At 71.6% G+C, this 26,588-nt stretch carries 21 protein-coding genes; 9 read left to right on the forward strand and 12 right to left on the reverse strand.

The features are described from left to right. Window positions 1-5: 5 nt before the first annotated feature. The 8 genes from ftsW to rsmH all read right to left on the reverse strand — a co-directional run bounded on the left by ftsW (window position 6) and on the right by rsmH (window position 10,577). Window positions 6-1,367: a putative lipid II flippase FtsW gene (gene ftsW, locus ABD932_RS08750; protein ID WP_345010308.1), complete on the reverse strand. Its 1,362-nt coding sequence runs from the start codon at window positions 1,365-1,367 to the stop codon at window positions 6-8. Between the two features lie 104 nt (window positions 1,368-1,471). After that, window positions 1,472-2,896, reverse strand: coding sequence for a UDP-N-acetylmuramoyl-L-alanine--D-glutamate ligase (gene murD / locus ABD932_RS08755; RefSeq protein ID WP_345010310.1), 1,425 nt, complete (start codon window positions 2,894-2,896; stop codon window positions 1,472-1,474). Then, on the reverse strand, window positions 2,878-3,951 hold the full coding sequence (gene mraY / locus ABD932_RS08760; RefSeq protein WP_345010311.1) for a phospho-N-acetylmuramoyl-pentapeptide-transferase: 1,074 nt from the start codon (window positions 3,949-3,951) through the stop codon (window positions 2,878-2,880). Before mraY ends, murD begins: the two co-directional genes overlap by 19 nt. Continuing rightward, window positions 3,948-5,363 carry a UDP-N-acetylmuramoyl-tripeptide--D-alanyl-D-alanine ligase gene (locus ABD932_RS08765; protein ID WP_345010314.1) on the reverse strand — a complete coding sequence of 472 codons (1,416 nt, stop codon included), beginning with the start codon at window positions 5,361-5,363 and terminating at the stop codon, window positions 3,948-3,950. The genes mraY and ABD932_RS08765 overlap by 4 nt, the downstream gene beginning before the upstream one ends. A gap of 4 nt (window positions 5,364-5,367) precedes the next feature. After that, the gene (locus tag ABD932_RS08770; RefSeq protein WP_345010315.1) at window positions 5,368-6,897 is read right to left on the reverse strand and encodes a UDP-N-acetylmuramoyl-L-alanyl-D-glutamate--2,6-diaminopimelate ligase; all 1,530 of its coding nucleotides are present in this window, start codon (window positions 6,895-6,897) and stop codon (window positions 5,368-5,370) included. Between the two features lie 181 nt (window positions 6,898-7,078). Continuing rightward, window positions 7,079-9,040: a peptidoglycan D,D-transpeptidase FtsI family protein gene (locus ABD932_RS08775; RefSeq protein ID WP_345010317.1), complete on the reverse strand. Its 1,962-nt coding sequence runs from the start codon at window positions 9,038-9,040 to the stop codon at window positions 7,079-7,081. 5 nt (window positions 9,041-9,045) lie between these two features. After that, a complete protein-coding gene (ftsL, locus tag ABD932_RS08780; protein ID WP_345010318.1) occupies window positions 9,046-9,624 on the reverse strand; it encodes a cell division protein FtsL in 579 nt (192 codons plus the stop codon). After that, complete coding sequence (gene rsmH, locus ABD932_RS08785; protein ID WP_345010320.1) at window positions 9,621-10,577, reverse strand: 16S rRNA (cytosine(1402)-N(4))-methyltransferase RsmH; 957 nt, start codon at window positions 10,575-10,577, stop codon at window positions 9,621-9,623. Before rsmH ends, ftsL begins: the two co-directional genes overlap by 4 nt. A gap of 418 nt (window positions 10,578-10,995) precedes the next feature. Here rsmH and ABD932_RS08790 point away from each other — a divergent pair, with 418 nt between their 5' ends. The 4 genes from ABD932_RS08790 to ABD932_RS08805 all read left to right on the forward strand — a co-directional run bounded on the left by ABD932_RS08790 (window position 10,996) and on the right by ABD932_RS08805 (window position 16,571). Next, window positions 10,996-11,544, forward strand: coding sequence for a beta-class carbonic anhydrase (locus ABD932_RS08790; RefSeq protein ID WP_250082589.1), 549 nt, complete (start codon window positions 10,996-10,998; stop codon window positions 11,542-11,544). A 232-nt stretch (window positions 11,545-11,776) separates the two neighbouring features. Further along, window positions 11,777-12,820: an AAA family ATPase gene (locus ABD932_RS08795; RefSeq protein WP_345010323.1), complete on the forward strand. Its 1,044-nt coding sequence runs from the start codon at window positions 11,777-11,779 to the stop codon at window positions 12,818-12,820. Next, window positions 12,817-14,190 carry a DUF58 domain-containing protein gene (locus tag ABD932_RS08800; protein ID WP_345010325.1) on the forward strand — a complete coding sequence of 458 codons (1,374 nt, stop codon included), beginning with the start codon at window positions 12,817-12,819 and terminating at the stop codon, window positions 14,188-14,190. The genes ABD932_RS08795 and ABD932_RS08800 overlap by 4 nt, the downstream gene beginning before the upstream one ends. Continuing rightward, entirely contained in the window at window positions 14,187-16,571 is a 2,385-nt protein-coding gene (locus ABD932_RS08805; protein WP_345010328.1) for a transglutaminase TgpA family protein, read from the forward strand. The genes ABD932_RS08800 and ABD932_RS08805 overlap by 4 nt, the downstream gene beginning before the upstream one ends. Window positions 16,572-16,916: 345 nt before the next feature. Here the strand turns inward: ABD932_RS08805 and ABD932_RS08810 are convergent, their stop codons facing one another. The 3 genes from ABD932_RS08810 to ABD932_RS08820 all read right to left on the reverse strand — a co-directional run bounded on the left by ABD932_RS08810 (window position 16,917) and on the right by ABD932_RS08820 (window position 19,255). After that, window positions 16,917-17,312: a DUF3040 domain-containing protein gene (locus ABD932_RS08810; protein ID WP_345010329.1), complete on the reverse strand. Its 396-nt coding sequence runs from the start codon at window positions 17,310-17,312 to the stop codon at window positions 16,917-16,919. A 288-nt stretch (window positions 17,313-17,600) separates the two neighbouring features. Next, window positions 17,601-18,428, reverse strand: coding sequence for a methyltransferase (locus ABD932_RS08815; RefSeq protein ID WP_345010330.1), 828 nt, complete (start codon window positions 18,426-18,428; stop codon window positions 17,601-17,603). Window positions 18,429-18,682: 254 nt separating this feature from the next. Next, window positions 18,683-19,255, reverse strand: a complete 573-nt coding sequence (locus ABD932_RS08820; protein WP_345010332.1) for an SAV_6107 family HEPN domain-containing protein — start codon at window positions 19,253-19,255, stop codon at window positions 18,683-18,685. 165 nt (window positions 19,256-19,420) lie between these two features. On the opposite strand from ABD932_RS08820, the gene ABD932_RS08825 reads away from it, so the two are divergent. The 5 genes from ABD932_RS08825 to ABD932_RS08845 all read left to right on the forward strand — a co-directional run bounded on the left by ABD932_RS08825 (window position 19,421) and on the right by ABD932_RS08845 (window position 25,523). Next, complete coding sequence (locus tag ABD932_RS08825) at window positions 19,421-20,239, forward strand: ATP-binding cassette domain-containing protein (RefSeq protein WP_345010334.1); 819 nt, start codon at window positions 19,421-19,423, stop codon at window positions 20,237-20,239. Further along, window positions 20,211-22,295, forward strand: a complete 2,085-nt coding sequence (locus ABD932_RS08830; protein WP_345010336.1) for a YhgE/Pip family protein — start codon at window positions 20,211-20,213, stop codon at window positions 22,293-22,295. The genes ABD932_RS08825 and ABD932_RS08830 overlap by 29 nt, the downstream gene beginning before the upstream one ends. Window positions 22,296-22,318: 23 nt before the next feature. Then, complete coding sequence (locus tag ABD932_RS08835) at window positions 22,319-22,948, forward strand: TetR/AcrR family transcriptional regulator (RefSeq protein ID WP_345010338.1); 630 nt, start codon at window positions 22,319-22,321, stop codon at window positions 22,946-22,948. 393 nt (window positions 22,949-23,341) lie between these two features. Further along, window positions 23,342-23,956 (forward strand): DUF4126 domain-containing protein, encoded by a 615-nt coding sequence (locus ABD932_RS08840; protein WP_345010340.1) that lies wholly within the window; start codon window positions 23,342-23,344, stop codon window positions 23,954-23,956. Between the two features lie 55 nt (window positions 23,957-24,011). Next, window positions 24,012-25,523 carry a phytoene desaturase family protein gene (locus ABD932_RS08845; RefSeq protein ID WP_345010342.1) on the forward strand — a complete coding sequence of 504 codons (1,512 nt, stop codon included), beginning with the start codon at window positions 24,012-24,014 and terminating at the stop codon, window positions 25,521-25,523. 71 nt (window positions 25,524-25,594) lie between these two features. On the opposite strand, the gene ABD932_RS08850 is transcribed toward ABD932_RS08845, so the two are convergent. Continuing rightward, entirely contained in the window at window positions 25,595-26,572 is a 978-nt protein-coding gene (locus ABD932_RS08850; RefSeq protein ID WP_345010344.1) for an SCO2102 family sporulation regulator, read from the reverse strand. Window positions 26,573-26,588: the final 16 nt, after the last annotated feature.

Here is a 26,588-nt window from a genome sequence, read left to right on the forward strand (position 1 = left end):
GAAATTCACCGCTCTCCGGACGAGCGCGCCGCCGAGGCACGCCGTCGCATCGTGTTCCATCTCCGAGGCTCCCGGCCGGAACCGGCGCCTCCCGCACGCTTTCTACCAAAGCGGGGTTGCCGCATGGAAAGCGCCGCCCGCGCAGCGGGCTCGTTGCGCGCGAAGGCGATCAGCAACCCGATGGCGAACATGGTCGGCAGCAGGGCGGATCCCCCGTAGGAGAACAGCGGGAGGGGGACGCCGGCGATCGGCAGCAGGCCGAGCACCGCACCGATGTTGATCACCGCTTGCGCGGTGATCCAGGTGGTCACACCTCCCGCGGCGTACCTGACGAAGGGGTCCTCCGTGCGTCCGGCCACGCGGATACCCGCATAGCCTAGAGCCGCGAAGAGAGCGAGGACCGACAGCGTCCCCGCCAGGCCCAGTTCCTCACCGGTGACGGCGAAGATGAAGTCGGTGTGGGCTTCGGGGAGTTGACCCCATTTCTCCACACTCGCCCCCAGCCCGGATCCGAAGATTCCGCCGGATGCGAGCGCGTAGATGCCGTGCACGGCCTGCCAGCAGTCGACGGGGCCGGCCTGGGGCTCGGTGGCGCCGAGGCACTGGAGGCGGGCCATGCGGTTCTCGCTGCTCTTGATGAGAAACACGCCGATCACGCCGGCGAACGACAGCACGCCCACGAACAGCCGGGTCGGTGCCCCCGCCAGCCACAGCAGGCCGAACAGGATCGCCGACAGGATGATCGCGGTGCCCATGTCGCCGCCGAGCATGATCAGTCCGAGCAGCATGAAGGCGACCGGCACGAGCGGCACCAGCATGTGTTTCCACTGCGTCAGCAGCTTCTTGTCCTGCTTGCGGGCGATCAGGTCGGCGCCCCACAGCACCAGCGCCAGCTTGCCGAACTCGCTGGGCTGGATCTGGAAGGAGCCGCCGAGGGCGATCCAGTTCTGGTTGCCGTTGACCGCGACTCCTATCCCGGGCACCTGCACCAGCGCCATCAGGAAGACGGCGGCGGCGAGGATCGGGTAGGCGAGCGCGCGGTGCAGCTTCACGGGCATCCGGGAGGCGGCGAGCAGCAGCCCGGTGCCGATCGCCGCGGCCAGGAGCTGCTTGCGGAAGAAGTACGACCCCGGCAGCGACATCTGCAGCGCGGTGATCTGCGAGGCCGAGTAGACCATCACCAGACCGAGCACGGTGATCAGCAGGCTGCCGCCGAGGATGAGGTAGTACGCGGTCAGCGGCCGGTCCCACGCCCGGTTCACGCGCGCGTACAGCTGTCGTACGGGGTTGTCGCGCGACGGCCGGGAAGGTGCGGGGCGCCGGACGGCCCGCTGCACAGGAGGCCGTCCCGTACGGCTATCGGGCATCAGTGCTCACCGCCCCGCCCGTGCGGGTACGTACTGGCCGGCCACATCCGAGTCACGTGTCCCTCCAAGGGTCCCGAAGTACCCGCAGTGGCCGAGACCCGGCGTCAGGCGCCCGCGCCGAGTTCGCGAACCGCCTCCGCGAACACGTCACCGCGCTGGTTGTAGTTGGTGAACATGTCCATCGAGGCACAGGCCGGGGCAAGGAGCACCGTGTCGCCGGGCCGTGCGAGCCGCTTCGCCTCCTGGACCGCCGCGAGCATCGCCCCAGTGTCGGTCCGGTCGAGGTCGACGACGGGTACTTCGGGCGCGTGTCGCGCGAGGGCTTCACGGATCAGGGCACGATCGGCGCCGATGAGCACGGCCGCGCGCAGCCGCTTCGCCGACTTGGCGACCAGCTCCTCGAAGACGGCGCCCTTGGCGAGACCGCCCGCGATCCAGACGATGGACTCGTACGCGGCCAACGACGCCTCCGCCGCGTGGGTGTTGGTCGCCTTGGAGTCGTCGACGTACGCGACCCCGTCCAGGTCCGCCACGTGCGCGATCCGGTGGGCGTCCGGGGTGAAGGCCCGCAGTCCGTCCCGTACGGCCTTGGGGGGCACCCCGTAGGCCCGGGCGAGGGCCGCGGCCGCGAGGGCGTTGGCGATGTTGTGCGGGGCCGGCGGGTTGACGTCGGCGACCTCGGCGAGCTCCTGGGCGTTCTTCTGCCGGTTCTCGACGAAGGCGCGGTCGACGAGGATGCCCTCCACGACGCCGAGTTGGGACGGGCCCGGGGTGCCGAGGGTGAAGCCGATGGCCCGGCAGCCCTCCTCGACGTCGGCCTCGCGCACCAGGTCCTCGGTGGCCTTGTCGGCGACGTTGTAGACGCAGGCGACGCGGTTGCCCTCGTAGATACGGCCCTTGTCCCTGGCGTACGCCTCCATGGAGCCGTGCCAGTCGAGGTGGTCGGGCGCGATGTTCAGCACGGCCGCCGAGTGGGCGCGCAGCGAGGGCGCCCAGTGGAGCTGGTAGCTGGACAACTCCACGGCCAGGACGTCGTACTGCTCCTCGCCGAGCACCGCGTCGAGCAGCGAGACGCCGATGTTGCCGACGGCCGCCGTGCGCAGGCCCGCCGCCTTGAGGATGGCGGCGAGCATCTGGACGGTCGTGGTCTTGCCGTTGGTGCCGGTGACGGCGAGCCAGGGGGCGGCGTCGGGTCCGCGCAGCCGCCAGGCCAGCTCCACGTCGCCCCAGACCGGGACGCCCGCTTCGTGAGCCGCCGCGAACAGCGGCTTGTCGGGCTTCCAGCCGGGCGTGGTGACGATCAGCTCGGTGCCTTCGGGCAGGGTCGCCCCGTCACCCAGGCGCACGGCGATACCCAGGCTCCGCAGCTCCTCGGCCTGGGCACGCGCGCGTGCGTCGTCGCCGTCGTTGACGACGATGACCTTCGCGCCGAGGCCGTGCAGCACCTTGGCCGCCGGGATCCCGGAGACGCCGAGCCCGGCGACGGTGACGTTCTTCCCCTGCCAGTCGGTCACTTGTCCGCTGCCCATCCCGCGTAGAAGAGGCCCAGTCCGACGATCACACAGATGCCCTGGATGATCCAGAAGCGGACCACCACTAGGACTTCGGACCAGCCTTTGAGTTCGAAGTGGTGCTGGAGTGGCGCCATTCGGAAGACGCGCTTCCCGGTGAGCCGGAAGGAGCCGACCTGGATGACCACCGACATGGTGATCAGGACGAACAGGCCGCCGAGGATGGCGAGCAGCAGCTCGGTGCGGGAGCAGATGGCGAGACCCGCGAGCGCGCCGCCGAGGGCCAGCGAACCGGTGTCGCCCATGAAGATCTTGGCGGGCGACGTGTTCCACCACAGGAAGCCGAGGCAGGCGCCCATCAGCGCGGAGGAGACGACGGCGAGGTCCAGGGGATCTCGCACCTCGTAACAGGCGTTGGGGTTGGGCAGGATCTGCGCGTTGGCGCAGGACTCCTGGAACTGCCAGACGCCGATGAACGTGTACGCGCCGAAGACGAGCACGGAGGCGCCGGTGGCGAGGCCGTCCAGACCGTCCGTCAGGTTCACGCCGTTCGACATGGCGAGGATCATGAACAGCGCCCAGACGACGAACAGCACCGGGCCGATCGACCAGCCGAAGTCCTGCACGAAGGAGAGCTTCGTGGAGGCGGGGGTGTTGCCGCGGTTGTCCGCGAACTGCAGCGAGAGCACCGCGAAGGCGATACCGCCGAGGAGCTGGCCGGCCATCTTGGCCTTGGCCCGCAGACCCAGCGAGCGACGCTTGACGATCTTGATGTAGTCGTCCAGGAAGCCGACCAGGCCCATGCCGGCCATCAGGCCGATGACCAGGACGCCGGAGAACGTCGGCGGCTTGCCGGTGATCAGCTTGGACAGGAAGTACGCGGCGATCGTCGCCAGGATGAAGGCGATACCGCCCATCGTCGGCGTACCGCGCTTGGCATGGTGCTCGCGCGGGCCGTCGTCCCGGATGTACTGGCCGTAGCCCTTGCGGGCCAGCAGCTTGATCAGCAGCGGGGTGCCGATCAGGGTCAGGAAGAGGCCAATGACTCCGGAGAACAGGATCTGATTCATCATCGGGCGGCAACCTCACCCTCGGTGCCGCCCGCGAGCAGCGCCTCGGCGACGCTCTCCAGACCGACCGAACGGGACGCCTTCACGAGGACGACGTCCCCCGGGCGCAACTCGCTGCGCAACAGGTCGACCGCCGCCTGTGCGTCGGACACGTGCACCGACTCCTCACCCCACGAACCCTCGTTATATGCGCCCAGTTGCAGCCAGGACGCTTCCCTGCCCCCGACCGCGACGAGCTTGCCGACATTGAGCCGGACGGCGAGCCGTCCGACCGCGTCGTGCTCGGCGAGCGCCTCGTCCCCGAGCTCGGCCATCTTGCCGAGCACCGCCCAGGTCCGCCGCCCCTGGCCCATGGCCGCCAGCGCCCTGAGGGCGGCCCGCATGGACTCGGGGTTCGCGTTGTAGGCGTCGTTGACGACGGTCACGCCGTCCGGGCGCTCAGTGACCTCCATACGCCAGCGGGAGAGGGAGCCCGCCTCGGAGAGCGCGGTGGCGATCTCAGCTACGGACATGCCCAGCTCATGGGCGACGGCGGCCGCGGCGAGCGCGTTCGACACGTGGTGCTCACCGTACAGGCGCATGGTCACATCGCTTGCACCGGAGGGTGTGTGGAGAGTGAAAGCAGGCTGTCCGCTGTCCGTGAGTCTCACGTTCTCGGCGCGTACGTCCGCTTCGCCTGACTCTCCGAAAAGGATCACCTTCGCCTTCGTACGGGTCGCCATGGCCCGTACGAGGGGATCGTCGGCGTTGAGGATCGCGGCGCCGCCGTCCTCTGCCGGCGGCAGGCCCTCGACGAGCTCGCCCTTGGCCTGCGCGATCTGCTCGCGGCCGCCGAACTCGCCGATGTGGGCGGTGCCGACGTTGAGGACGAGGCCGATCCTCGGGGGCGTCAGGTCGGCGAGGTAGCGGATGTGGCCGATCCCGCGGGCGCCCATCTCCAGGACGAGGAACCTCGTCTCCTCGGTGGCGCTGAGGGCGGTGAGCGGCAGCCCGATCTCGTTGTTGAGCGAGCCCGGCGTCCACACGGTGGGCGCCTTGCGCTGGAGCACCTGGGCGATCAGGTCCTTGGTGCTGGTCTTGCCCGCCGAGCCGGTCAGGGCGACGAGGGTCGCGCCGAGTCGTCGTACGACATGACGGGCGAGGGCGCCGAGGGCCGTCTGGACGTCGTCCACGACGATGGCGGGTACGCCGACGGGGCGGGACGCCAGGACGGCGGCGGCGCCCGCTTCGACGACCGCGGCCGCGTAGTCGTGGCCGTCCACGCGCTCCCCGACGAAGGCGACGAAGAGGCTGCCCGGCCCCACTTCACGGGAGTCCCGGACGACGGATCCGGTGACCTCCACGGTCGGATCCGGTATGTCGTGCGTCTGCCCGCCGACGACTTCTGCGATCTCGGCGAGAGAGAGGGCGATCACAAGTTCATCCCTGGGTCTTCTGGATAGCTTCGCGAAGCACCTGGCGGTCGTCGAAGGGACGGACCACTCCGGCGATGTCCTGGCCCTGCTCATGGCCCTTGCCCGCGACCAGCACGGTGTCACCGGGCTCGGCGCGGGCGACGGCCGCGGCGATCGCGGCGGCCCGGTCCTCGAAGACCTGGACCTCGCCACGCTCGTGTGCCGGCACGGACGCCGCGCCCTGGAGCATGGTCGCGAGGATCGCGAGGGGGTCCTCGGAGCGCGGGTTGTCGGAGGTCAGTACGGCGGTGTCGGCGAGCCGGGCCGCGGCGGCGCCCATCGGCTCGCGCTTGGTCACGTCACGGTCGCCGCCGCAGCCGAGCACCACGTGCAGCCTGCCCTCGGTGACCTTGCGCAGCGCCCTGAGCACCGATTCGACGGCGTCGGTCTTGTGGGCGTAGTCCACGACCGCGAGATACGGCTGCCCGGCGTCCACGCGCTCGAGGCGGCCCGGCACGCCGGGTACGGCGGCGATGCCGTCGGCGGCGTCCTGGGCGTCGAGGCCGGCGGCGGCCAGGGCGGTGATGGCGGCGAGGGTGTTCGCCACGTTGAAGGGGCCCGGCAGCGGGGCCTTGGCGCCGATGCGCTCGCCCTTGGGGCCGATGACGGTGAACGTGGAGTCCAGCTGGCCGACCTCGACGTCCTCGGCACGCCAGTCGGCGTCGGGGTGGCCCTCGGCGGAGTAGGTGACGACCGGGACGGTGGCCTCCTTGGCGAGGCGGCGGCCGTACTCGTCGTCGACGTTGATCACGCCGAGTTTGCTGCGTTTCGGCGTGAACAGCTGTGCCTTGGCCCCGAAGTAGTCCTCCATGTCGGAGTGGAACTCCATGTGTTCCGGGCTGAGGTTGGTGAAGACGGCGATGTCGAAGACGCAGCCGTCGACGCGGCCGAGCACGAGCGCGTGGCTGGAGACCTCCATGGCGACCGCCTCGACGCCGCGTTCGCGCATGACGGCGAACAGGGCCTGCAGGTCGGTGGCTTCCGGGGTGGTGCGCTCGGACTTGATGCGCTCGTCCCCGATGCGCATCTCGACCGTGCCGATCAGACCGGTGGAGCGGGTGCTCCTGAGGCCGCCCTCGACGAGGTAGGCGGTGGTGGTCTTGCCGGAGGTGCCGGTGATGCCGATCTGCAGCAGATCGTGGCCGGGGTGGCCGTAGATCGTGGTCGCGAGTTCGCCCATCCGGCCGCGCGGGTCCTCGACGACCAGGACCGGCAGGCCGGTCGCGGCGGCGCGCTCGGCGCCGGTCGGGTCGGTCAGCACGGCGGCCGCGCCGAGACCGGCGGCCTGCGTGACGAAGTCGGCGCCGTGCAGGCGGGCGCCCGGGAGGGCGGCGTACAGGTCGCCGGGGCGGACGGCGCGCGAGTCATGGGTGATGCCCGTGACCTCGGCGGAGCCGTCGGTGTGTTCCGGCGCGGTGACACCCAGCTGATCGGCGAGTTCCGCGAGGGGTGTGGCGGAGACCTGCGCCGGCCTGGGCGGCCCCGGATACGTCACGGGATGCCCCTTCTGGGTGGTTTGGGACTGATCAGCGTGTGGCACGGCGGTGAGCGTACCGGGCGTACCGGCTTCGGAGCGAAGTGAGGGGCGGGGCGCGCCCTGGTTCCCGGAGTCGGGAGTGATCGTTGTCACGAAGTGGTTCCTGGCTGCTCGGTGCTGATCAGGGTGGTCGGAGGGGTCAGGGTTTGTAGCTGACCGGGAGCTTCGCGGCCTTGGCTCCGGTCGGCGGGACCTGGAGGGTCTTCAGCGCGAACTCCATGACCTTCTTGTAGATGGGTCCGCAGATCTGGCCGCCGAAGTAGTTGCCGGCGGTGGCGTTCTGGATCGCGCAGTAGACCGTGACGCGGGGCTTGTCGGCGGGCGCGAAGCCGGCGAACGACGACGTGTAGCCGCGGTACCTGCCGGTGGCCGGATCCACGCGGTTCGCCGTGCCCGTCTTGCCCGCGACCCGGTAGCCGGGGATGCGTGCCTTGGTGCCGGTGCCCTCCCTGTCGTCCACGACCGACTCCAGCATCTGGGCGAGGGTCTTCGCCGTCTTGGCGCTGATCACCCTGGTCTTCCTGGGCTTCGGGGCAGGAGTGAACTGCCCGTCGGGTCCCTCGGTGCCGCGCACGAGCGTGGGTTCGACGCGGACGCCGCCGTTGGCGACCGTCGAGTAGACGGAGGCCGCCTGCATCGCGTTGATGGACACGCCCTGGCCGAAAGGAATCGTGTACTGCTGCGAGGTCGACCAGGTGCCCGGGGCGGCGAGGATGCCGGGGGTCTCGCCCGGGTAGCCGAGCCCGGTGTAGCTGCCGAAGCCGAACTTGCGCAGGTAGTCGTAGAGGATCCGGTTGGACTGCTTCTGCGTCTTGCCCAGCTGGCCGGTGGCCAGGATGGTGCCGATGTTGCTGGACTTGGCGAGCACGCCGTTGAGCGTCAGGTACCAGGTCGGATGGTCGATGTCGTCCTTGAAGAGCCGGTCGCCGCGGTGCAGCCGGTTGGGCACGACGACAAATGTGCCGGGCGTGGCCACCCCCTCCTCCAGTACGGCGGCCATCGAGATGACCTTCGCGGTGGAGCCGGGCTCATAGGCGTCCTGGACGGCCGCGTTGCCCAGGTTCGCGGCGCTGGCCTCGGAGAGGTCGTTCGGGTCGAAGCCGGGCGAGTTGGCCATCGCGAGGATCTCGCCGGTCTGGGTGTCCTGGACGATCACATAGCCGCGGTCGGCCTTGGACTTCGCGACCTGCTCGCTGATCGCGTTCTGCGCGGCCCACTGGATGTCGCGGTCGATGGTGAGCTCGACGTCGCTGCCGGGCACGGCGGGCGTCTCGGTGGAGCCGACGGTGGGCACCTGGCGGCCGCCGGACTGGGCGTAGCGGATCTCGCCGTCCTTGCCGGACAGCTCCTTGTTCAGCTGCTGCTCGACGCCACCGCCACCCTTGCCGTCGGAGTTGACCCAGCCCAGTATCCCGGCGGCGAGGTCGCCGTTCGGGTACACGCGCTTGCTGCTGGCGACCGAGAGGACGCCCGCGAGGACGTTGACCGTGCTCTTGTCCTTCTCCGCCTTGGTGGTCAGCGCGTTCTTCAGGTCCTTGATCTGCTTCCAGACCTGGGGGGTCTGCCGGCTCGCCAGCAGGGTGTAGCGCAGGTTCTTGTTCTCCGGCCGGAGCTTTCGGACGATCGCGGCCTGGTCCTGGTTGAGGATCGGCGCGAGGAGGGCGGCCGCCTGCTCGGGGCCGTCGTCGATCTTCAGCTGCTCGCGGCTGAACAGCGTGGGGTCGGCCGTGATGTCGTACGCGTCGACGCTGGTCGCCAGCGCCACGCCGTTGCGGTCGGTGATGCCGCCGCGCTCGGCGGCCAGGGTGTAGCCGACGTACCGGTTCTTCTCGGCCTTGGCGGCGTATGTGCTCGCGTCGACGCCCTGCACCTGGAGCAGCCGTACGACGAAGGCGAGCAGGACGAGGGTCAGGGCCAGGCTGACCATGCGCAGCCGGGGGCGGGGGCTGCCGAGCCGGATGAGGCGGACGGGCCTGGAGCGGGGCGGTGCCGGGCGGCGGGCCGGGCGGGAGCCGGGGCCCGGACGCCGCTGGGCGCCGCCGGAGCGGGCGGGCTTCGCGGGTCCGGGCACGCGACGGCGCGGCGCTTCCCTGTCGGACACTTCCGTCACCTGCCAGGGGTCGGATACGTGGAGAACTGGGGGGACTGCGCGAACGGGGCGGACTGCTGGGCGGGGGGCGCGTACTGCGGCGCGGTCGGGGTGGCCTCGGGGAGCGGCGTGGCGGACATCGGGCTGGGCACCGCGCCGGCCGCGGGCTCGTCGACGAGGGTCTCGGGGGCGAGGATCAGGGGCGTGAACGCGGAGGTCTGGTCGGCCGGTGCGGGGCTGGGGACGCCCATGACCGTGCCGTCCGGGTTGAGGAAGGCGGGGTCGCCGCCGGGGACCATGCCGAGTTCGCGGGCGCGGCGCTGTAGGGCGTCGGGGGCGGAGTAGGCGTCGATGTCGCGCTGGAGCGACTGCTCCTCGTCGGTGAGGGCCTTCGTGTCCCTCTTCAGGTCGTCGAGCTTGAACGCGCCTTCACTGAGGGCGGAGTTCAGCACGAGAAGCCCGATGAGGCCGCCGCCGAGGAGGAGGACGACCAGGAGGACGAAGGGGGTGCGGGCGGCCCGCGCGCGCCCTGCGGGAATGAGTCGCGCGAGCCGGGCGGCCCGCCCCCTCAGTTCGGGTTTCCTGACGTCCCTCATTCGATGGACTCCCTGATGCGCTCGGCCCCGCGCAGGCGCGCAGGTGCCGCGCGCCGGTTCTCGGCGACCTCTTCCTCGGTGGGAAGTTCGGCACCACGCGTCAGCAGCTTGAGCCGGGGCTGGTACTGCTCGGGGACGACGGGCAGCCCGGGCGGGGCGGTGTTGGCGGCGCCGGCCGCGAACACCTGCTTGACCAGCCGGTCCTCCAGCGAGTGGTACGACAGGACGGCGATCCGCCCGCCGACGGCGAGGGCCTCCACGGCGGCCGGGATCGCCCGCTCCAGGACGGAGAGCTCGCCGTTGACCTCGATGCGCAGCGCCTGGAAGGTGCGCTTGGCCGGATTGCCGCCGGTGCGCTTGGCGGCCTGCGGCAGCGCGTCCCGGATCAGCTCCACGAGCCGCGCACTGTTGCTGAACGGCTCCTTCTCCCGCTCGCGCACGATCGCGGACACGATCCGCTTGGCCTGCTTCTCCTCGCCGTACGCGCGCAGGATCCGGACCAGCTCGCCGGCCGGGTAGGTGTTGAGGACCTCGGCGGCACTGACGCCGGTCGTCTGGTCCATGCGCATGTCGAGGGGGGCGTCCTGGGCGTAGGCGAAGCCGCGGTCGGCCTCGTCGAGCTGCATGGAGGAGACGCCGAGGTCGAACAGAACACCTTGCACGCGCGCGATGCCGAGCCGTTCCAGGACGTCCGGGAGCTCGTCGTAGACGGCGTGCACGAGGGTCGCGCGCTCGCCGTACGGCGCGAGCCGCTCGCCGGACAGGCGCAGGGCCTCCTTGTCCCGGTCGAGGGCGACGAGCCGGGCCTCGGGGAACCGCTGGAGCAAGGCCTCGCTGTGGCCGCCCAGCCCGAGCGTGCAGTCGACCACTACCGCTCCGGGCCGCTCGAGGGCGGGGGACAACAGGTCCAGGCACCGCTGGAGCATCACCGGGACATGTCGACTCTGGCTCAAGGGGCCCTCTCAGATCCGGCGGGGCCGTACGCACCGCCGGGTCCCCGCCCGCTCGTGAAGGGGAGGCCTGCCGGCGCCGAGAGCGTCAGCCGACCGGGAGCGGGAGGAGGCCGAGCCGTACGTGCGCGCCGCGCACGCGGGGAGATCCGGAAAATCGCCGGCGTCTCCGGGAAAATCAGTCCAGCAGGGAGAGCCGCCCCTCCCGCTTCGCGTCACTTTAGTCCACCGTGTCGCGCGGTCAATCAACCGGCCTGCGCGTCGCCGATTCGGGTTCGGACGAAGCCGCGAGACGCGCGAAATCGCTCGTATGGGCGCACTCACGCCACCCCTGTGGGTTAGCTCACAACAAGGCCCGATGACGTTCTTTGTCCGCTCTCACAACGGGACCGTTCCGGGCGTGACCAGTACCGTCATGGGTATGACGACTTCTGCATCGGTTCCCGCTGGTCCGGACAGTGCGATAGCCCGACGCGGCACGGTCACCGACCGTCTCGTCGAGGCGAACGAGCACTACGCGGCCGCCTTCACCGACCCCGGCATGGACGCCCGCCCCGTACTGCACGTCGCCGTCGTCGCCTGTATGGACGCCCGCCTCGACCTGCACGCGGCGCTCGGTCTGGAACTCGGCGACTGCCACACCATCCGCAACGCCGGGGGCGTCGTCACCGACGACGTGATCCGCTCGCTCACCATCAGCCAGCGCAAGCTCGGCACCCGCAGCATCGTCCTGATCCACCACACCGGCTGCGGCCTGGAGTCCCTCACCGAGGACTTCCGCACCGAACTGGAGCTGGAGGTCGGCCAGCGCCCCGCCTGGGCGGTGGAGTCCTTCCGGGACGTCGACCAGGACGTACGGCAGTCGATGCAGCGCGTGCGCACCTCGCCGTTCCTGCTGCACACCGACGACGTGCGGGGCTTCGTCTTCGACGTGCGGACGGGTCTGCTGCGCGAGATCGACCCCGCGTGACCCTCCCCCGTAGCTGTCGTTTCACTGTCAATTCTGGCTCCGGGGTACACAAAAGCCCCTAACCCCTGACATATCGCAGACAGTTGTCCACAGTCGAGTGACACGAATCGGTAACGGCAGCAAGAATGCGAGTGTGGCAACACGCGGAACGTTTCACGCGTGGTGCCCGTGTTCAAGGGGTGGGCCGGTCCGCATCGCGTCGGCCCGGAAAGAACGGGCCGAGGAGGGCCGGGTGACGACCTATGACGATCGAGCGAGCCTCACTGATCTGACCGCCACTGTGGAGCGTGTCCGCAGTTCGGTGGAAGGAGTGATCGAGGGCAAGCCCGAGGTCGTACGGCTTTCGCTGACCGTACTGCTCGCCGAGGGACATCTTCTGATCGAGGACGTTCCCGGTGTGGGCAAGACAATGCTGGCCAAGGCGCTGGCGCGGTCCATCGACTGTTCGGTCCGGCGTATCCAGTTCACGCCCGACCTGCTGCCGTCCGACATCACGGGCGTGTCCATCTGGGACCAGCAGCGCAAGGACTTCGAGTTCAAGCCCGGCGCGATCTTCGCCCAGATCGTGATCGGCGACGAGATCAACCGCGCCTCACCGAAGACGCAGTCCGCGCTCCTGGAGTCCATGGAGGAGCGCCAGGTCACCATCGACGGGCAGACCTACGAGCTGCCCAGCCCCTTCATGGTGGTGGCCACGCAGAACCCGGTCGAGATGGAGGGCACCTATCCGCTGCCCGAGGCCCAGCGCGACCGCTTCATGGCCCGCGTCTCCGTCGGCTACCCCAGCGTGGAGGCCGAACTGCAGATGCTGGACGTGCACGGCGGGGTCTCGCCGCTGGAGGACCTGCAGCCGGTGGCGCACGCGCACGACATCGTGAAGCTGATCGACGCCGTGCGCGGTGTCCATGTCGCCGAGCCGGTCCGCCGGTACGCGGTCGAACTGGTCGCCGCCACGCGCACCCACCCCGACCTCAGACTCGGCGCCTCCCCGCGCGCGACGCTGCACCTGCTGCGCGCGGCGAAGGCGTCCGCCGCCCTGAGCGGCCGGGAGTACGCGCTGCCGGACGACGTGCAGGCCCTCGCCGTGGCCGTCCTGGCCCACCGCCTGCTGCCCACCGCGCAGGCCCAGCTGAACCGCCGTACGTCCGAGCAGGTCGTCCAGGAGATCCTGCAGCGCACGCCGGTGCCCGCCGCGCCGCAGCAGCAGAGCGGCTTCGGCGGCCTCGGCCGGGGCACCGCGGCATACGGCCAGCAGCCGCCGCGGAGGCTGGGATGACCTCCGGCAGTACCGGCCAGGCCGAGGCGGACCACGGCGAGAAGGGCGGGGTCCGCACCGCACTGGCCGGTCTGACCACGCGTGGCCGCTCGTTCCTGGCCGCCGGCGTCGCGGCCGCCGTCTGCGCCTACGTCCTCGGCCAGAGCGACCTGCTGCGCGTCGGGCTGCTGCTCGCCGTGCTGCCACTGGTCTGCGCGACCGTGCTGTACCGCACCCGCTACCGGGTCGCGGGAAGCCGCCGGCTCTCCCCCGCGCGCGTGCCCGCGGGCAGCGAGGCCCGCGTCCATCTGCGGATGGACAACGTCTCCCGGCTGCCCACGGGGCTGCTGATGCTCCAGGACCGGGTGCCCTACGTGCTCGGCCCGCGCCCCCGTTTCGTGTTGGACCGGGTGGAGCCGGGCGGCCGCCGCGAGGTGTCCTACCGGGTCCGCTCCGACCTGCGCGGCCGCTATCCGCTGGGCCCGCTGCAGCTGCGCCTGAGCGACCCGTTCGGCATGTGCGAGCTGACCCGGTCCTTCTCGACGTACGACACGCTGACGGTCATCCCGCGCGTGGAGCCGTTGCCGCCGGTCCGCTTCAGCGGCGAGGCGAAGGGGTACGGCGACGGGCGGCAGCGCTCGCTCGCGCTGGCCGGCGAGGACGACGTGATCCCGCGCGGGTACCGCTACGGCGACGACCTGCGGCGCGTGCACTGGCGCTCCACCGCGCGCTACGGCGAGCTGATGGTGCGCCGCGAGGAGCAGCCGCAGCGCTCGCGCTGCACGGTGCTGCTGGACACCCGGGGCCCGGCCTTCCAGGGCGCGGGCCCGGACTCGGCCTTCGAGTGGGCCGTCTCGGGAGCGGCGTCCGTGCTGGTCCACATGCTGGAGCGAGGCTTCTCCGTCCGGCTGCTCACCGACACCGGCACCTCGGTGCCCGGTGAGGGCGCCGACGGGTTCGCGGGCGCGAGCCAGGAGTCGGCGGACGCGGCCGGGCTGATGATGGACACCCTCGCGGTGATCGACCACTCCGACGGTACGGGCCTGTCGCGGGCGTACGACCTGCTGCGCGGCGGCAACGAAGGACTGCTGGTCGCCTTCTTCGGCGACCTCGACGAGGAGCAGGCGGCGGTGGCCGCCAAGATGCGCCAGCGCAGCGGGGGCGCGCTGGCCTTCGTGCTGGACAGCGGGGCCTGGGTGCGGGAACCGAGCGATGTGGCCGGTCCGTTGGACAGGAGCGAGGAGCGGCTGCGGATGCTGCGGGAGGCGGGCTGGACGGCCCTGAGCGTGCCGCGGGGCGCTTCGCTGAACGAGCTGTGGCGCCAGGCGGACCGGGCGCGTACGGACGCCGCCGCGACCAGCGGCGCACGGGGTGAGGGGGGACCGGCATGAGCGGGCGGACACGGATGGCGCTGAGCGCCGCGGCGGCCACGCTGCTGGCGTCGTGCGCCCTGCTGCCGCTGGTCTCCCCGGTCAGCTGGCTCATTCAGGCGATCTTCCTGCTGTCGGTCCAGACCGGTGTCGGCATGGCGACCCGACGGGTGCCGCTGGCCCGGCCCCTGACGGTGGCGGCGCAGGCGCTCGTCGCGCTGATGCTGCTGACGCTGACCTTCGCCAACCAGCAGGCGATCCTCGGAGTGATCCCCGGCCCGGAGGCCTTCAGCCACTTCGCCGAACTGTTGCGGGCCGGCGCGGACGACGTCAGCCGGTACTCGATCCCGGCGCCGCTGTCCGACGGCATCCGGCTGATGCTCATCGGCGGTGTCCTGATCATCGGCCTCGCGGTCGACACCCTCGCGGTGACCTTCCGCAGCGCGGCACCGGCCGGGCTGCCGCTGCTGGCGCTGTACTCCGTGGCCGCGGGGCTGGCCGACGGCGCCGGGGACTGGCTGTGGTTCCTGGTCGCCGCCGCGGGCTATCTGATGCTGCTGCTGGCCGAAGGACGCGACCGGCTCTCGCAGTGGGGCCGCGTCTTCGGCGGGGCACCCAGGACGCCGGGCGGGGATCCGAGCGACGCGGTGGCGCCGGTCCGCACCGGACGGCGCATCGGCGTGGTCGCGCTGGGCATCGCCCTGGTGGTGCCGCTCGCTCTGCCCGCCATGAACGGCGGCCTGCTGGACGCGGCGGGGACGGGCGTGGGCTCGGGCAGCGGGAGCGGGGGGACGATCTCGGCGGTGAACCCGCTGGTGTCACTGCGCGACAGCCTGAACGTGGACGAGGACCGCGAGGTCCTGTCCCTGAAGACCAACACGGACGACCTCTCCGACCTGTACCTGCGGATCGTCTCCCTGGACGACTTCGACGGCACCACGTGGCAGCCGTCGAAGCGCAGCATCCAGTCCGTGCCGGACCAGTTCCCCACGCCCATCGGCCTCGGCCCCGACGTGCGGCGCGCGCAGGTCGAGACGACGATCTCGGCCGCGGACTGGTACGCCCAGAACTGGCTGCCGATGCCCTACCCGCCGAGCGGCGTGGACATCAACGGCAACTGGCGCTACGAGCCGCTGGGCATGACGGTCGTCGGCGACCGCCGCCAGACCACGCGCGGGGTGACGTACACCGTGCGCAGCCTCGATGTGCAGCCGACGGCGGAGCAGCTCGCGAACGCCGGGGAGCCACCCGTCGCGCTGAAGCGCGAGTTCACCGAGCTGCCCGACTCGCTGCCCGCGGTGGTCGCCAAGACCGCGCGCCAGGTCACCGAGGGCGCGACCAGCCATTACGAGCAGGCGGTCAAGCTGCAGGAGTACTTCGCCGTCACGGGCGGGTTCCAGTACGACACCGACGTCAAGGTCGGCACCGGTCGGCAGGCGATCGCCCGTTTCCTGAAGGACAAGCAGGGCTTCTGCGTCCACTTCTCCTTCGCCATGGCGGCGATGGCCCGCTCGCTGGACATACCGGCCCGGGTCGCGGTGGGCTTCGCGCCCGGAACCCCGCAGGGCGCCAGCTCGGTCTCGGTGGGGCTGAAGGACGCTCACGCCTGGCCCGAGCTGTACTTCGAGGGCGTGGGCTGGACCCGCTTCGAGCCGACGCCGACCCGCGGCTCGGTTCCGTCGTACACGGTGTCGGACTCGCCCGGCTCCACGCTGCCGGACGTGACACGGCCCTCGCAGTCGGCCAGCACGGGGCCCTCCGCCTCGCCGTCGACGAGCGAGAGCTGCGCCGGACAGAAGCCGGAGCTGTGCGCGAGCGAGTCCCCGGAGGCCGCGGTCGTCACCGGCGGCGACGGCCCGAGGTGGTACGTCGTCCTGGCATGGGTGCTGGGCGGGGCGGCGGCGCTGCTGATCCCGTTGGCGCCGATGCTGTGGCGGCTGCGGACACGGGCGGTACGGCTGGGAGGGCACGGCCGCGCGGAGGCGGACATACCGCTGCACACGCTGGCGGTCTGGCAGGAACTGACGGACATCGCCTGGGACTTCGGTATCGCCCCGGACGACTCCCAGACCCCCCGCAAGACCGCGGCCCGCATCGTCCGCCTGGGCCGGCTCGACCCACCGGCCGCGGCCTCGGTCCATCGGGTCGCCGACGCGGTGGAGCAGGTCCTCTACGCCCCCGCTCCCCGCCCCGTGGCCGGCCTCGCGGAGGACGTCCGCCGCGTGCTGTCCGACCTCGAGTCCAAGGTCAGCCGGACGACGAACCTGCGCGCCCGGCTGGCGCCACGCTCCAGCGTGCGGGTGGTCTGGGACCTGTCGGACTGGTGGATCAACGTGAAGCGACGCGCTGCCGCCGCCCGACCGACGTGGCGCAGGGCGTCGGCGTCGGGGCAGCGGGGGTGAGCGGTCGCTGCGGGCGACGGGCTTGAGGCGGCTGCCGGCGACGGGCTTGAGGGCTGCCGTCGGCGCGGGGCTTGATGAGGGCAAGCGCTGGGCGGGTGTGGCTCCGTAGGGCGCCAGGAAGCCAGGACGGCCGGCGGGGCGTGCCGTGGCCCAAGGGATGACCGTTGCCGTGCTTTGGGCGTGGCCTCCGGCCGGGGATGCCGGGTCGGAGGCACCGGGTCGGGGACTTGGCCGAGTCCGTCCGCTCGGGAAGGCGGCCGCCGGCACCCGGAGCGGGCATACATCAGGGGGTGACCACCCGTCCGGTGGTCACCCCCTGCGTACGTATGGGAGCTGCTCGTCGAGCTAATGACCGCCCTGCTCGTCACGGCGGCGCTGCCAGCGTTCTTCGATGCGCTCCATCATGGAGCGCTTCTGCCGTGGCTGACGGCGGGCCTGCGGGCCACCGGAGGCAGGCTGTTCGCCCGGCTTGGGGGCCTTGCGCCAACCGGTCACCGCGAGTACCGCACAGCCCAGCATGACCAGGAAGCCCACCACGCTGAGCCAGACCTGCTTGGCGACCATTCCAGCCATGAGGAGCGCGATACCCACGAGGAAGCCCGCGACCGCCTGGTAGACCCGTCGCCGGGTGTACGTGCGCAGCCCGCTTCCCTCAAGCGCTGTCGCGAACTTGGGATCTTCGGCGTACAGCGCTCGCTCCATCTGCTCGAGCATTCGCTGCTCGTGCTCCGAGAGCGGCACGGAGTCCTCCTCATCGTGCAGTCGCCGGGGCGACCCGGGGGTCCCTTCAGGATAGGCAGGGAATCGCCCCCGTGAAACCCGCCCCTCTACGCCAATTGGCCAACCGGGCTCCGGCATGCACGTCCCGGCTCGCTGAGATCTTCATTCCCCAGCGGCCGACCCGTCATGCCGGAACGGTCTCCCTCGATCATACGGCGACGAGCGCCCGATCGGGGGGCCTGTGGCGTACTCCATGTGCAGCCAAGTCCCTGATCAAGGCGCACCCTGCGGTCCGCGCACAGCGGGCGCTCAGGCCCCCGCGGTCTCCCGCGTCTCGCCGAGCACATGAAGCTGCGTGGCCACCGAGTGGAAGGCGGGCAGCTCGGCCGCCGCCTCCTCCAGCTTCAGCAGGGCCTCCAGCGCCCCGGGCTCGGTGTCCACCAGCACCCCCGGGACCAGGTCGGCGAAGACCCGCACCCCGTGCACGGCACCGACCCGGAGGCCGGCCCCCTCGACCAGCGTGGTGAGCTGCTCGGCGGTGAACCGGCGCGGCACCGGGTCGCCCTGCCCCCAGCGGCCCTCCGGGTCCTCCAGGGCCTGCTTGGCCTCCTTGAAGTGGCCGGCGAGGGCGCGTGCCAGCACCGCGCCGCCCAGTCCTGCGGCGAGCAGGCTGAGCACGCCCTCGGAGCGCAGGGCGGCGACCGCGTTGCGCAGGCCCTCGGCGGGGTCGTCGACGTACTCCAGGACGCCGTGGCACAGCACGACGTCGTACCCATCGCGCTCGACCACGTCGAAGAGGCCGTGGGCGTCGCCCTGGACGCCCTGCACTCGGTCGGCGACGTCGGCCTCGGCGGCGCGCCGCTCCAGGGCGAAGAGCGCGTTCGGGCTGGGGTCGACGACGGTGACGTGGTGGCCGAGGCGGGCGAGCGGCACGGCGAAGTTGCCGCTGCCGCCTCCGGTGTCGAGGACGTCCAGCGCCTGACGCCCCGTGGCCTTGACCCGGCGGTCCAGGGCGTCCTGGAGGACCTCCCAGACCACGGCGGTACGGAGGGAGGCGCGGGGGCGGGAGGGGTCGGAGCGCAGCGACGCCGTTTGAGGGTGGTGGTGGGAGACGGGCGGGCGCATCGGGTCCGACACGGCAGTTGACTCCTCGGCACGGCACCGCCACTTGCACGGCGGGGCGAACGACTGCCTCCCCGGCGCCCGGGTCACGGGAATGGGAAGACTTCAGGCGCCCTCCACCCTAATGGGCAGCGAAGCGAGTCATCACCGACCGCGCTCCGTACGGCACGGGCCGCCGACGGAACCCCGACCGCGGCACCGAAGTCCAACGCTCCCCAGGGCCCCAGGCCCAGGCGCGCAGCCCAGGCCCCCGGCGCCGCCGACCGCCGTCAGCCCGCGTCCGGCATCTCCTCCGACCCATGGCGTGAACCGCCGGTTCCCTCCGCGTCCGCGTCCGGTCGCGGCTGGGGCAGGACCGGCTGGAGCACCAGCATCCGCTCGACGAGGCGCAGGAACATCGCCACGTCGCGTATCAGGTCGTCGGCGTCCCGGCGGCTGGCCGCTCCTTGGATGCCGGCCTCGGCCCGGGCACGGCGCCGGGCGCCGGAGGCGAACAGCGCGCTCCACTCGGTGAGTTCGGGCGCTATCTCGGGGAGCACTTCCCAGGCGCTCCTGATGCGGGCCCGGCGCTTGGGCGTGATCTCCGGGCGCCCTCGCGCGGCGAGTACGGCGGCCGCGGTGCGCAGGGCGGCAAGGTGGGCCGCGGCATAGCGCTCGTTCGGCGTTTCCAGAACGGCGGCCTCGTCCAGTCCGGCACGGGCCTGGGCGAGCAGGTCGAGGGCGGCGGGCGGGGCCGTGGCCCGGCGGAGCACGGGGTGCACGTCGCTCGCCGGACCGGTCAGTGAGGGGGCAGGGCCGGTGGCGCGGCGCCGGCGGGCGGCTGCTGCGTGATAGCTGGCCATGACGAACCTCCTGTCGTCTGTGTGACGGCATGCCCGATACGGGATGCCGTATGTGCCCATCGTGAGGTATGGCACTGACAATCCGTTCTGACCTGCGCTTTTGCCTCGATCGAGAGTTCGGGCTAACTTTTGCACTGACCAGTCAGTTCAAAAGAGGGGGCAGGGATGGGGGGAACCGTGAGCGGAGTCGGCGTCACGGCCCAGGGTCTCGGCCTCGAAGGACCCCGCGGATGGGCGTTCCGCGGCGTCTCCTTCGAGGCCGGGCCCGGCTCGCTGATCACGATCGAAGGGCCGTCCGGCAGCGGCCGTACCTGCTTGCTGCTGGCGCTCACCGGGCGGATGAAGGCCACCGAGGGAACCGCCGGCGTGGGAGGGACGGTGCTGCCCAAGCGCATGGCGGCGGTACGGCGCGTCAGCGCCCTGGCCCACGTCCCCGGGGTGACCGACCTGGAGCCGGCCCTGACCGTCGCCGAGCACCTTCACGAACGGGCGCTGCTGCAGCGGCGGTTCGGCGACTCGTTGCGCGGGCTGCTGCGGCCGCGGGCCGAGCGGAAGGGCGAGCAGCGGCTGCGGATCGACACCGCGCTCGCGGCCGCTGGGCTCGACCTGGAGGACCTGCCCAAGGGCGCCCGTACGGCCGTACGGGATCTGGAGCGCCTGGAGGCGCTGCGGCTGTCCGTCGCGCTGGCCCTCATCGGGCGCCCGCGCCTGCTCGGCGTCGACGACACCGACCTCAAGCTGTCGGACACCGAACGGACCGAGGTCTGGGCGCTGTTGAGGTCGATCGCCGAGGCCGGGACGACGGTCGTGGCGGTGTGCAGCGAGGCCCCCGACGGCACGGTCAGGGTGTCCACGCAGGCCGCCGACAAGGCACCCGGCTCCCAGGGATCCCCAGAAGGCCAGGGATCCGACGACACCCAGGAACCGCAGGAAACCGACGGAAAGGAGGCCGCCGATGCGCTCGCCGAGGCTGGCCGCGCTTGAGCTCCGGCGCTTCGGCCGGGGGAAGCTGCCGCGTGCCGCCCTGGTCGCGCTGCTGGTGCTGCCCCTGTTGTACGGCGCCCTGTACCTGTGGTCGTTCTGGGATCCGTACGGCCGTCTCGACCGCATTCCCGTGGCCCTGGTGAACGACGACAAGGGAGCGGCCGTCGAGGGGAAGAAGCTCACGGCCGGCTCCGACATCACCCAAGGGCTGCGCGAGAGCGATGTCTTCGACTGGCACGAGGTGAGTGCCGCCGACGCCGAGAAGGGTGTCGAGAACGGCACCTACTACCTGTCGCTGACCATGCCGGCCGACTTCAGCGAGCGGATCGCGTCCAGCTCGGGCGACTCGCCGGAGACGGGCGCCCTTCAGGTGCGTACGAACGACGCGAACAACTACATCGTCGGGCAGATCTCGCGGACGGTCTTCAGCGAGGTGCGCGAGGCGGCGTCCACCAAGGCGTCGCGGTCGTTCCTGGACCGGATCTTCGTGTCGTTCTCCGACATCCACGGCGCGACCGTGAAGGCCGCGGACGGCGCCGACCAGCTCGAGGGCGGCATCGGGAAGGCGGAGAAGGGCTCCAAGGACCTCGCGGACGGGCTGAAGGACGCCAAGGACGGCAGCGGCGAGCTGGCCACGGGGCTGCGGAAGCTCGACAAGGCGGCCGGCGATCTGGCGGACGGCACCGGGCGGGTCGCGCAGGGCACGCGGACGCTGGCCGACAGGGTCAACGGCATCGACCGGAAGATCGGCCCGTTCCTGGCGGACAACGAGAAGACCATCGGGGACACCGCCCAGTTGGTCGCGGACGCGTCGGGTGCGATCCGGAACAACCTCGGCGACCTCGTGGAGCGGGCTCCGGGCGCCGCCAGGGGCGCCCATGCGGCCTCCGACGCCCTGGACGTCGTCTACCGGGCGCGCTGCGAAAACCCCGTACTGCCCGACCCGGCCTGTTCCGACCTGAAGAAGGCGAAGCAGTCGGCCGCGGACGTGGCGCTGATCGCCGACGACCTCAACACGCTGATCGCCGATCAGAACGGCGATCTGAAGAAGCTCGACAAGCACCTCGCCACCCTCCAGAAGCAGTCCCAGGCGCTCGCCGACCGCGCGCCGAGCCTCTCCGAGGACCTCGACGACGCCGTCAGCAGGATCAACCAGCTGAACGACGGGGCCGCCAAGGTCGCCGCGGGCGCCAAGGAGCTGCACTCGGGGATCGGCTCGGCCAGGACCGGGGCGGTGGATCTGGACTCCGGCGTGGGCGCGCTGAAGACCGGCGCGTACGACCTCAACGGCGGCATCTACAAGCTCGTCGACGGCTCCGGGAAGCTCTCCGACGGGCTGCACGACGGTGCGAAGCAAATCCCCGACTACGACAAGAAGGCCCGCGACCAGCGCACCGAGGTGATGGCCGACCCGGTCCAGCTCGTCTCCCGGGACCTGCACAAGGCGCCCAACTACGGCACCGGATTCGCGCCGTACTTCATCCCGCTGTCCCTGTGGGTCGGGGCGATGGTGGCCTACATGCTGATCTCGCCGATGAACCGGCGCGCGCTCGCCGCGGGTGCCTCCGCGTGGCGGATCGCGCTGGCCGGCTGGCTGCCCGTGGTGGCGATCGGGGTGCTGCAGACGGTGGCCCTGATGTCGGTGCTGCACTGGGCCGTCGGGCTGGAGATGGCCCGGGCCGCCGGGACGGTGGGCTTCCTGTTCCTGGTGACGGCGTGCTTCGCGGCGATCGTGCAGTGGCTGAACGCGCGCTTCGGGGCGGCGGGCCGGATCCTCGTCCTGGCCCTGCTGATGCTGCAGTTGACGTCCGCGGGCGGCACCTACCCCGTGCAGACGAGCCCGGGCTTCTTCAACGCGCTGCACCCCTTCCTGCCGATGAGCTACGTCGTGGAAGCGCTCAGGAGGCTCATCACGGGCGGCGGTCTGGTACCGGTGTGGCACGCGTGCGTGGTGCTCGTGGCCTTCACCGCGGGCGCCGTCGCGCTGACCGCGCTGTCGGCCCGTCGCCGGCAGGTCTGGACGCTCGACCGGCTGCACCCGGAGCTGAGCCTGTGACCGCGCGCGGGACAATCAGTGCCATGGAAAGCAGCAACGCCCCGTCGGGCGGCAGCACGCGCCGCGAGGCCACCCGGCAGAAGCTCTACGAGGCGGCCGTCACGCTCATCGCCGAACAGGGCTTCTCCGCCACCACGGTGGACGAGATCGCCGAACGGGCCGGGGTGGCGAAGGGCACGGTCTACTACAACTTCGCGAGCAAGTCCGTCCTCTTCGAGGAGCTGCTGCGGCACGGGGTCGAGCTCCTCACCGCCTCCCTGCGGGAGGCGGCCGAGGGGACCGAACGGGACGGCGGCACCAAGGTGGACGCCCTGGACGCGATGATCCGCGCCGGGCTGGTCTTCATCGACCGCTATCCCTCCTTCACCCAGCTGTACGTCGCCGAGTTGTGGCGTACGAACCGGGCCTGGCAGTCCACGCTGATGGTGGTCCGGCAGCAGGCGGTGGCGGTCGTCGAGGGAGTGCTGCGCGAGGGCGTGGAGAAGGGCGAGTTCAGCGAGGAGATCGACGTCCCGCTGACCGCCTCGGCCCTGGTCGGCATGGTCCTGGTGGCCGCGCTGGACTGGAAGTCCTTCCAGCCGGAGCGCTCCTTGGACGACGTGCATTCGGCGCTGTCCCGGCTGTTGCAGGGCCGGGTGAGCGGCTGCCGCTGACGCGGCCGGTGTCGCACGCATGCGAAAGCGCCGGTCCGAAGTGGCCGCGTCCCCCGCGGGCCACTCTCGAACCGGCGCCTTCTCCTGCTCCCCCGTTTTCCCCGTACTCCCCCGTGTCCCCCGCCGGACCCCCGTTCGGTCGTTCCCCCGGGTCCCCCGGTCTCGCTCCCGCCGACGCCTGGTCGGCGGAAGGAGCGGATCCGGGGTCGCTCCGTTCCGGCGCCCCGTGTCGCCGGTGCCGGAGCCGATCCCCTTCTCCGTGCCTCCACTCTCTCGTTCACGCAGGTCGGGCCCCATCCGCGCGCGTACTCATCTCCACCACTAGGTACGCGTACTCAGACCTGCGCACTCAGGCCCAGGACCCTCCGTTGCCGACTGGTTACGATCGCCCCCGTGTCGATACTCCCTTTGGTGTTCACCAGCGGCTGGGCCAGCGGCGTCAACGCCTACGCCGTGGTGCTGCTGCTCGGCGTCTTCGGCGCCACCGGCATGAGCGACGACGTGCCCGAGGCGCTGCAGCGGCCCGACGTCCTGATAGCCGCCGGCGTGCTGTTCCTCTGCGAGGCCGTCGCCGACAAGATCCCGTACGTGGACTCGGCCTGGGACGCGGTGCACACCGTGATCCGGCCGATCGCGGGCGCCGTCGTCGCTGCGCTGCTCGCCGGGCAGAGCGGGTCGCTGCCCGAGCTGGCGGCGGGCGCGGTCGGCGGATCCACGGCGCTGCTGAGCCACCTGGTCAAGGCCGGGACGCGGATGGCGGTCAACACCTCGCCCGAGCCGTTCAGCAACATCGTGGTGAGCATCGCCGAGGACCTCGGGGTCGCCGCGATCATCACCTTCGCGATCTTCCACCCCGTGGCGGCGGCCGTGGTCGCGGGCGGCCTGTTGTTCGCCGGGCTGTTCCTGCTCCTCTTCCTGGCCTCGCGGATCCGTCGTTTCCTGCGCCGCCGAAGCCGGCGGCGCGAGGAGAAACGGCTCGCCCAGCCGGTGGGGCAGCGGCCGGGCTGAGCCCCCGCCCGAGGTCCGCGGGCCGTTGTCAGTGACGGCCGATAAAGTCCCCTCCATGGCAAGGATTGTGGTGATCGGCGCCGGGATGGGCGCGATGGCGGCCGCTGCCCGGCTGGCCGTCGCGGGCCACCGGGTGACGGTGTACGAGCGTACGGAGACGTACGGCGGAGCGGTGCGCCGCTTCGAGCGCGACGGCTTCGCCTTCGACACGGGGCCGGGGCTGCTCCCCCTTCCGGCCGTGTACCGCGATCTGTTCATCAAGACCGGCAAGGAGCCGCTGGAGGCGTGCGTCGAGCTGGTCCAGGTCGACCCGTCGGCCCGGCACCTCTTCGCGGACGGCACCGCGGTGTCCCTGCCGAACGCCTCGCGCGCGGGTGTGGTGGCCGCCCTGGACGAGGCGCTCGGTGCCGGGACCGGCGACCGCTGGGGTGACTTCCTGGTCCGCGCCCGCGAGGCCTGGGACCGGACGCGCAGGCCACTGCTGGAGGAGCCCCTGTGGCCGAACTGGCAGGTGCTGGCCGAGCGCGAGCCCTATCCGGCGGTCCCCCACAAGCGACTCCTGCGTACCCGCCGAGCGGGCACTCTCGCCGAGGTCGGCGCCTGGGAACTGCGCGACCCCCGGCTCATCGCCCTGCTGGAGAGCCACGCGCTCGCATCCGGCCTGGACCCGCGCGTCGCCCCGGCGAGCGCGGCGGTGCTGCCGTATCTGGAGCACGCCTTCGGGACCTGGTACGTGCGGGGCGGCATACGAGAGTTGGCGCGGGCGGTGTACGAGCGGTGCGTGGCCCGGAAGGTCGAGTTCGGCTTCGGCGCCGAGGTCACCGCAGTGGTGGAGAAGGACGGCCGGGCGGCGGGGGTGGAGCTGGCCGACGGGACGGTGGTCGAGGCGGACCTGGTCGTCGGCACCGGACCTTGGCGCCTGGGTGACCTGGTGCACGGCCGGGAGCTCTACGCCGCCGAAGAGGTCGAGCCCGGTCCCGAGGGCATGGCCACGGGCCGGGTCGTCGTCTGCCTGGCGCTGCGCGGCGCACGTGAGGCGGACGCCGCGCACCGCACGGTGGTGCACGCCCCGGACCGGCAGGCCGAACTGGACGTCTTCGGGCTCGGTGAGCCGCCCGCCCGACCGACGGTCCGGATCGACCGCCCGGACGACCCGGCCCTGCGCCCCGACGACGGGCACGAGTCCGTGGTCCTCACCGCCACGGTGCCCTCGCAGTCGGTGTACGACTGGACCGCGGCGGGTGCCGCCGACGGTTTCGCGGACGCGATGGTCAGCGCCGCCGAGCGCGCGCTGCCCGGCCTGCGTGAGCGAATCCTGTGGCGCGAGGTCCGCACGCCGGTGCACACCCACGAGGAGACGGGGGCCGAGGGCGGCGGGGTGCCCGCACCCGCGCTGGCCGCGGCGGAGGGGACCTTCCTGCACCCGTCCAACAGCACCCGCGTACCGGGCCTGTTCACGGCCGGCGGCTGGTCCCACCCCGGCGGCGGTCTCGCGCACGCCGGCATGTCGGGCGCCCTGGTGGCCGGGCTGATCGTGGAGGGGCCGGAGTTCCGGGGCTCGCAGTGATGTCGCGGGGCTCGCTGTGAGGCCCGCGTAGTGCGCTGCCCGACAGAACAGGCGTCCCGGCAGGACAGGCGTCAGAAGCGGTACTGCTCGTCGTACCCCTGGCCCTGCCCCTGCTGGCCGTTGCCCTGGTACGGGTACTGCTGCTCCGGCGGGAGTTCGCCCCCGTACTCGTCGGTGCGCTGCTGCGGGACCCAGACGCCGCCGGGCGGGGTCGTCTCGCCGTAGGTGCCGGTGGCGTACTGGTCCTGGCCGTAGCCCTGCTGGCCGTACTGCTGCTGGCCGTAGGCGTCGTAGGAGGCGCCGTCGTAGGTCTGGGTGCCGACGTACGGGTCGGAGTAGGCGGCGTACTGCTGCTGGCCGGTCGCGTCGTAGCCGTACTGCTGCTGGTCGTAGCCGGAGTAGCCGTCGTACCCGTAGCCCTGGTCGGCCGTCGCGTACTGGTCCTGGGGCTGGCCGGCAGCCGCGTAGTTCTGGTTGGCGGCGGCGTAGGCGGTGTCGCTGTATATGCCGTACGAGCCGGTGTCCTCCGGCAGGGGCTGCGGCTCGTAGACGGAGGTCGCCTCCGCAGCCGTGGGCTGGGCGAGGCGTGAGGGCGTGAAGACGTCGTCGCGGTCGTAGTCGTCGTGACCGTAACCGACGTTGTCGTGACCGTACTTGCCGTTGTCCGGGCCGTACGGACCGTCGCCGCTCCCGAAGCCGCCCTCGCTCGCCTCGAGGTCGGAGACCTCCAGGGTCGGATCCTGGTGCTCCGGCTCACCGCGGCGGCGCTTGACGCTGCCCAGGGGGCCCAGAGCCGGGGCGGAGACCGCCCAGCCGGCCGAGAAGCCGCGGCGGAACGACAGCGTGACGTAGGTCTGGCCGACCGCGAACGCGGCCGCGCCCAGCCCGATGACGATGACGGACGGGATCAGTACCCCGACCACGACGCCGAGGAAGCCGACGAAGGCGAGCAGCCGCCAGCGCAGGCGTGCCTTGTACTGCAGCAGCACCTCGCCCAGCAGCCACAGCGCGACGACGCCGAACGCGATGTAGAGGACCGTCCAGCCCATGTACGCCCCTCTCCCA

This window comes from Streptomyces shaanxiensis (assembly GCF_039537145.1).
GTDB lineage: Bacteria > Actinomycetota > Actinomycetes > Streptomycetales > Streptomycetaceae > Streptomyces > Streptomyces shaanxiensis.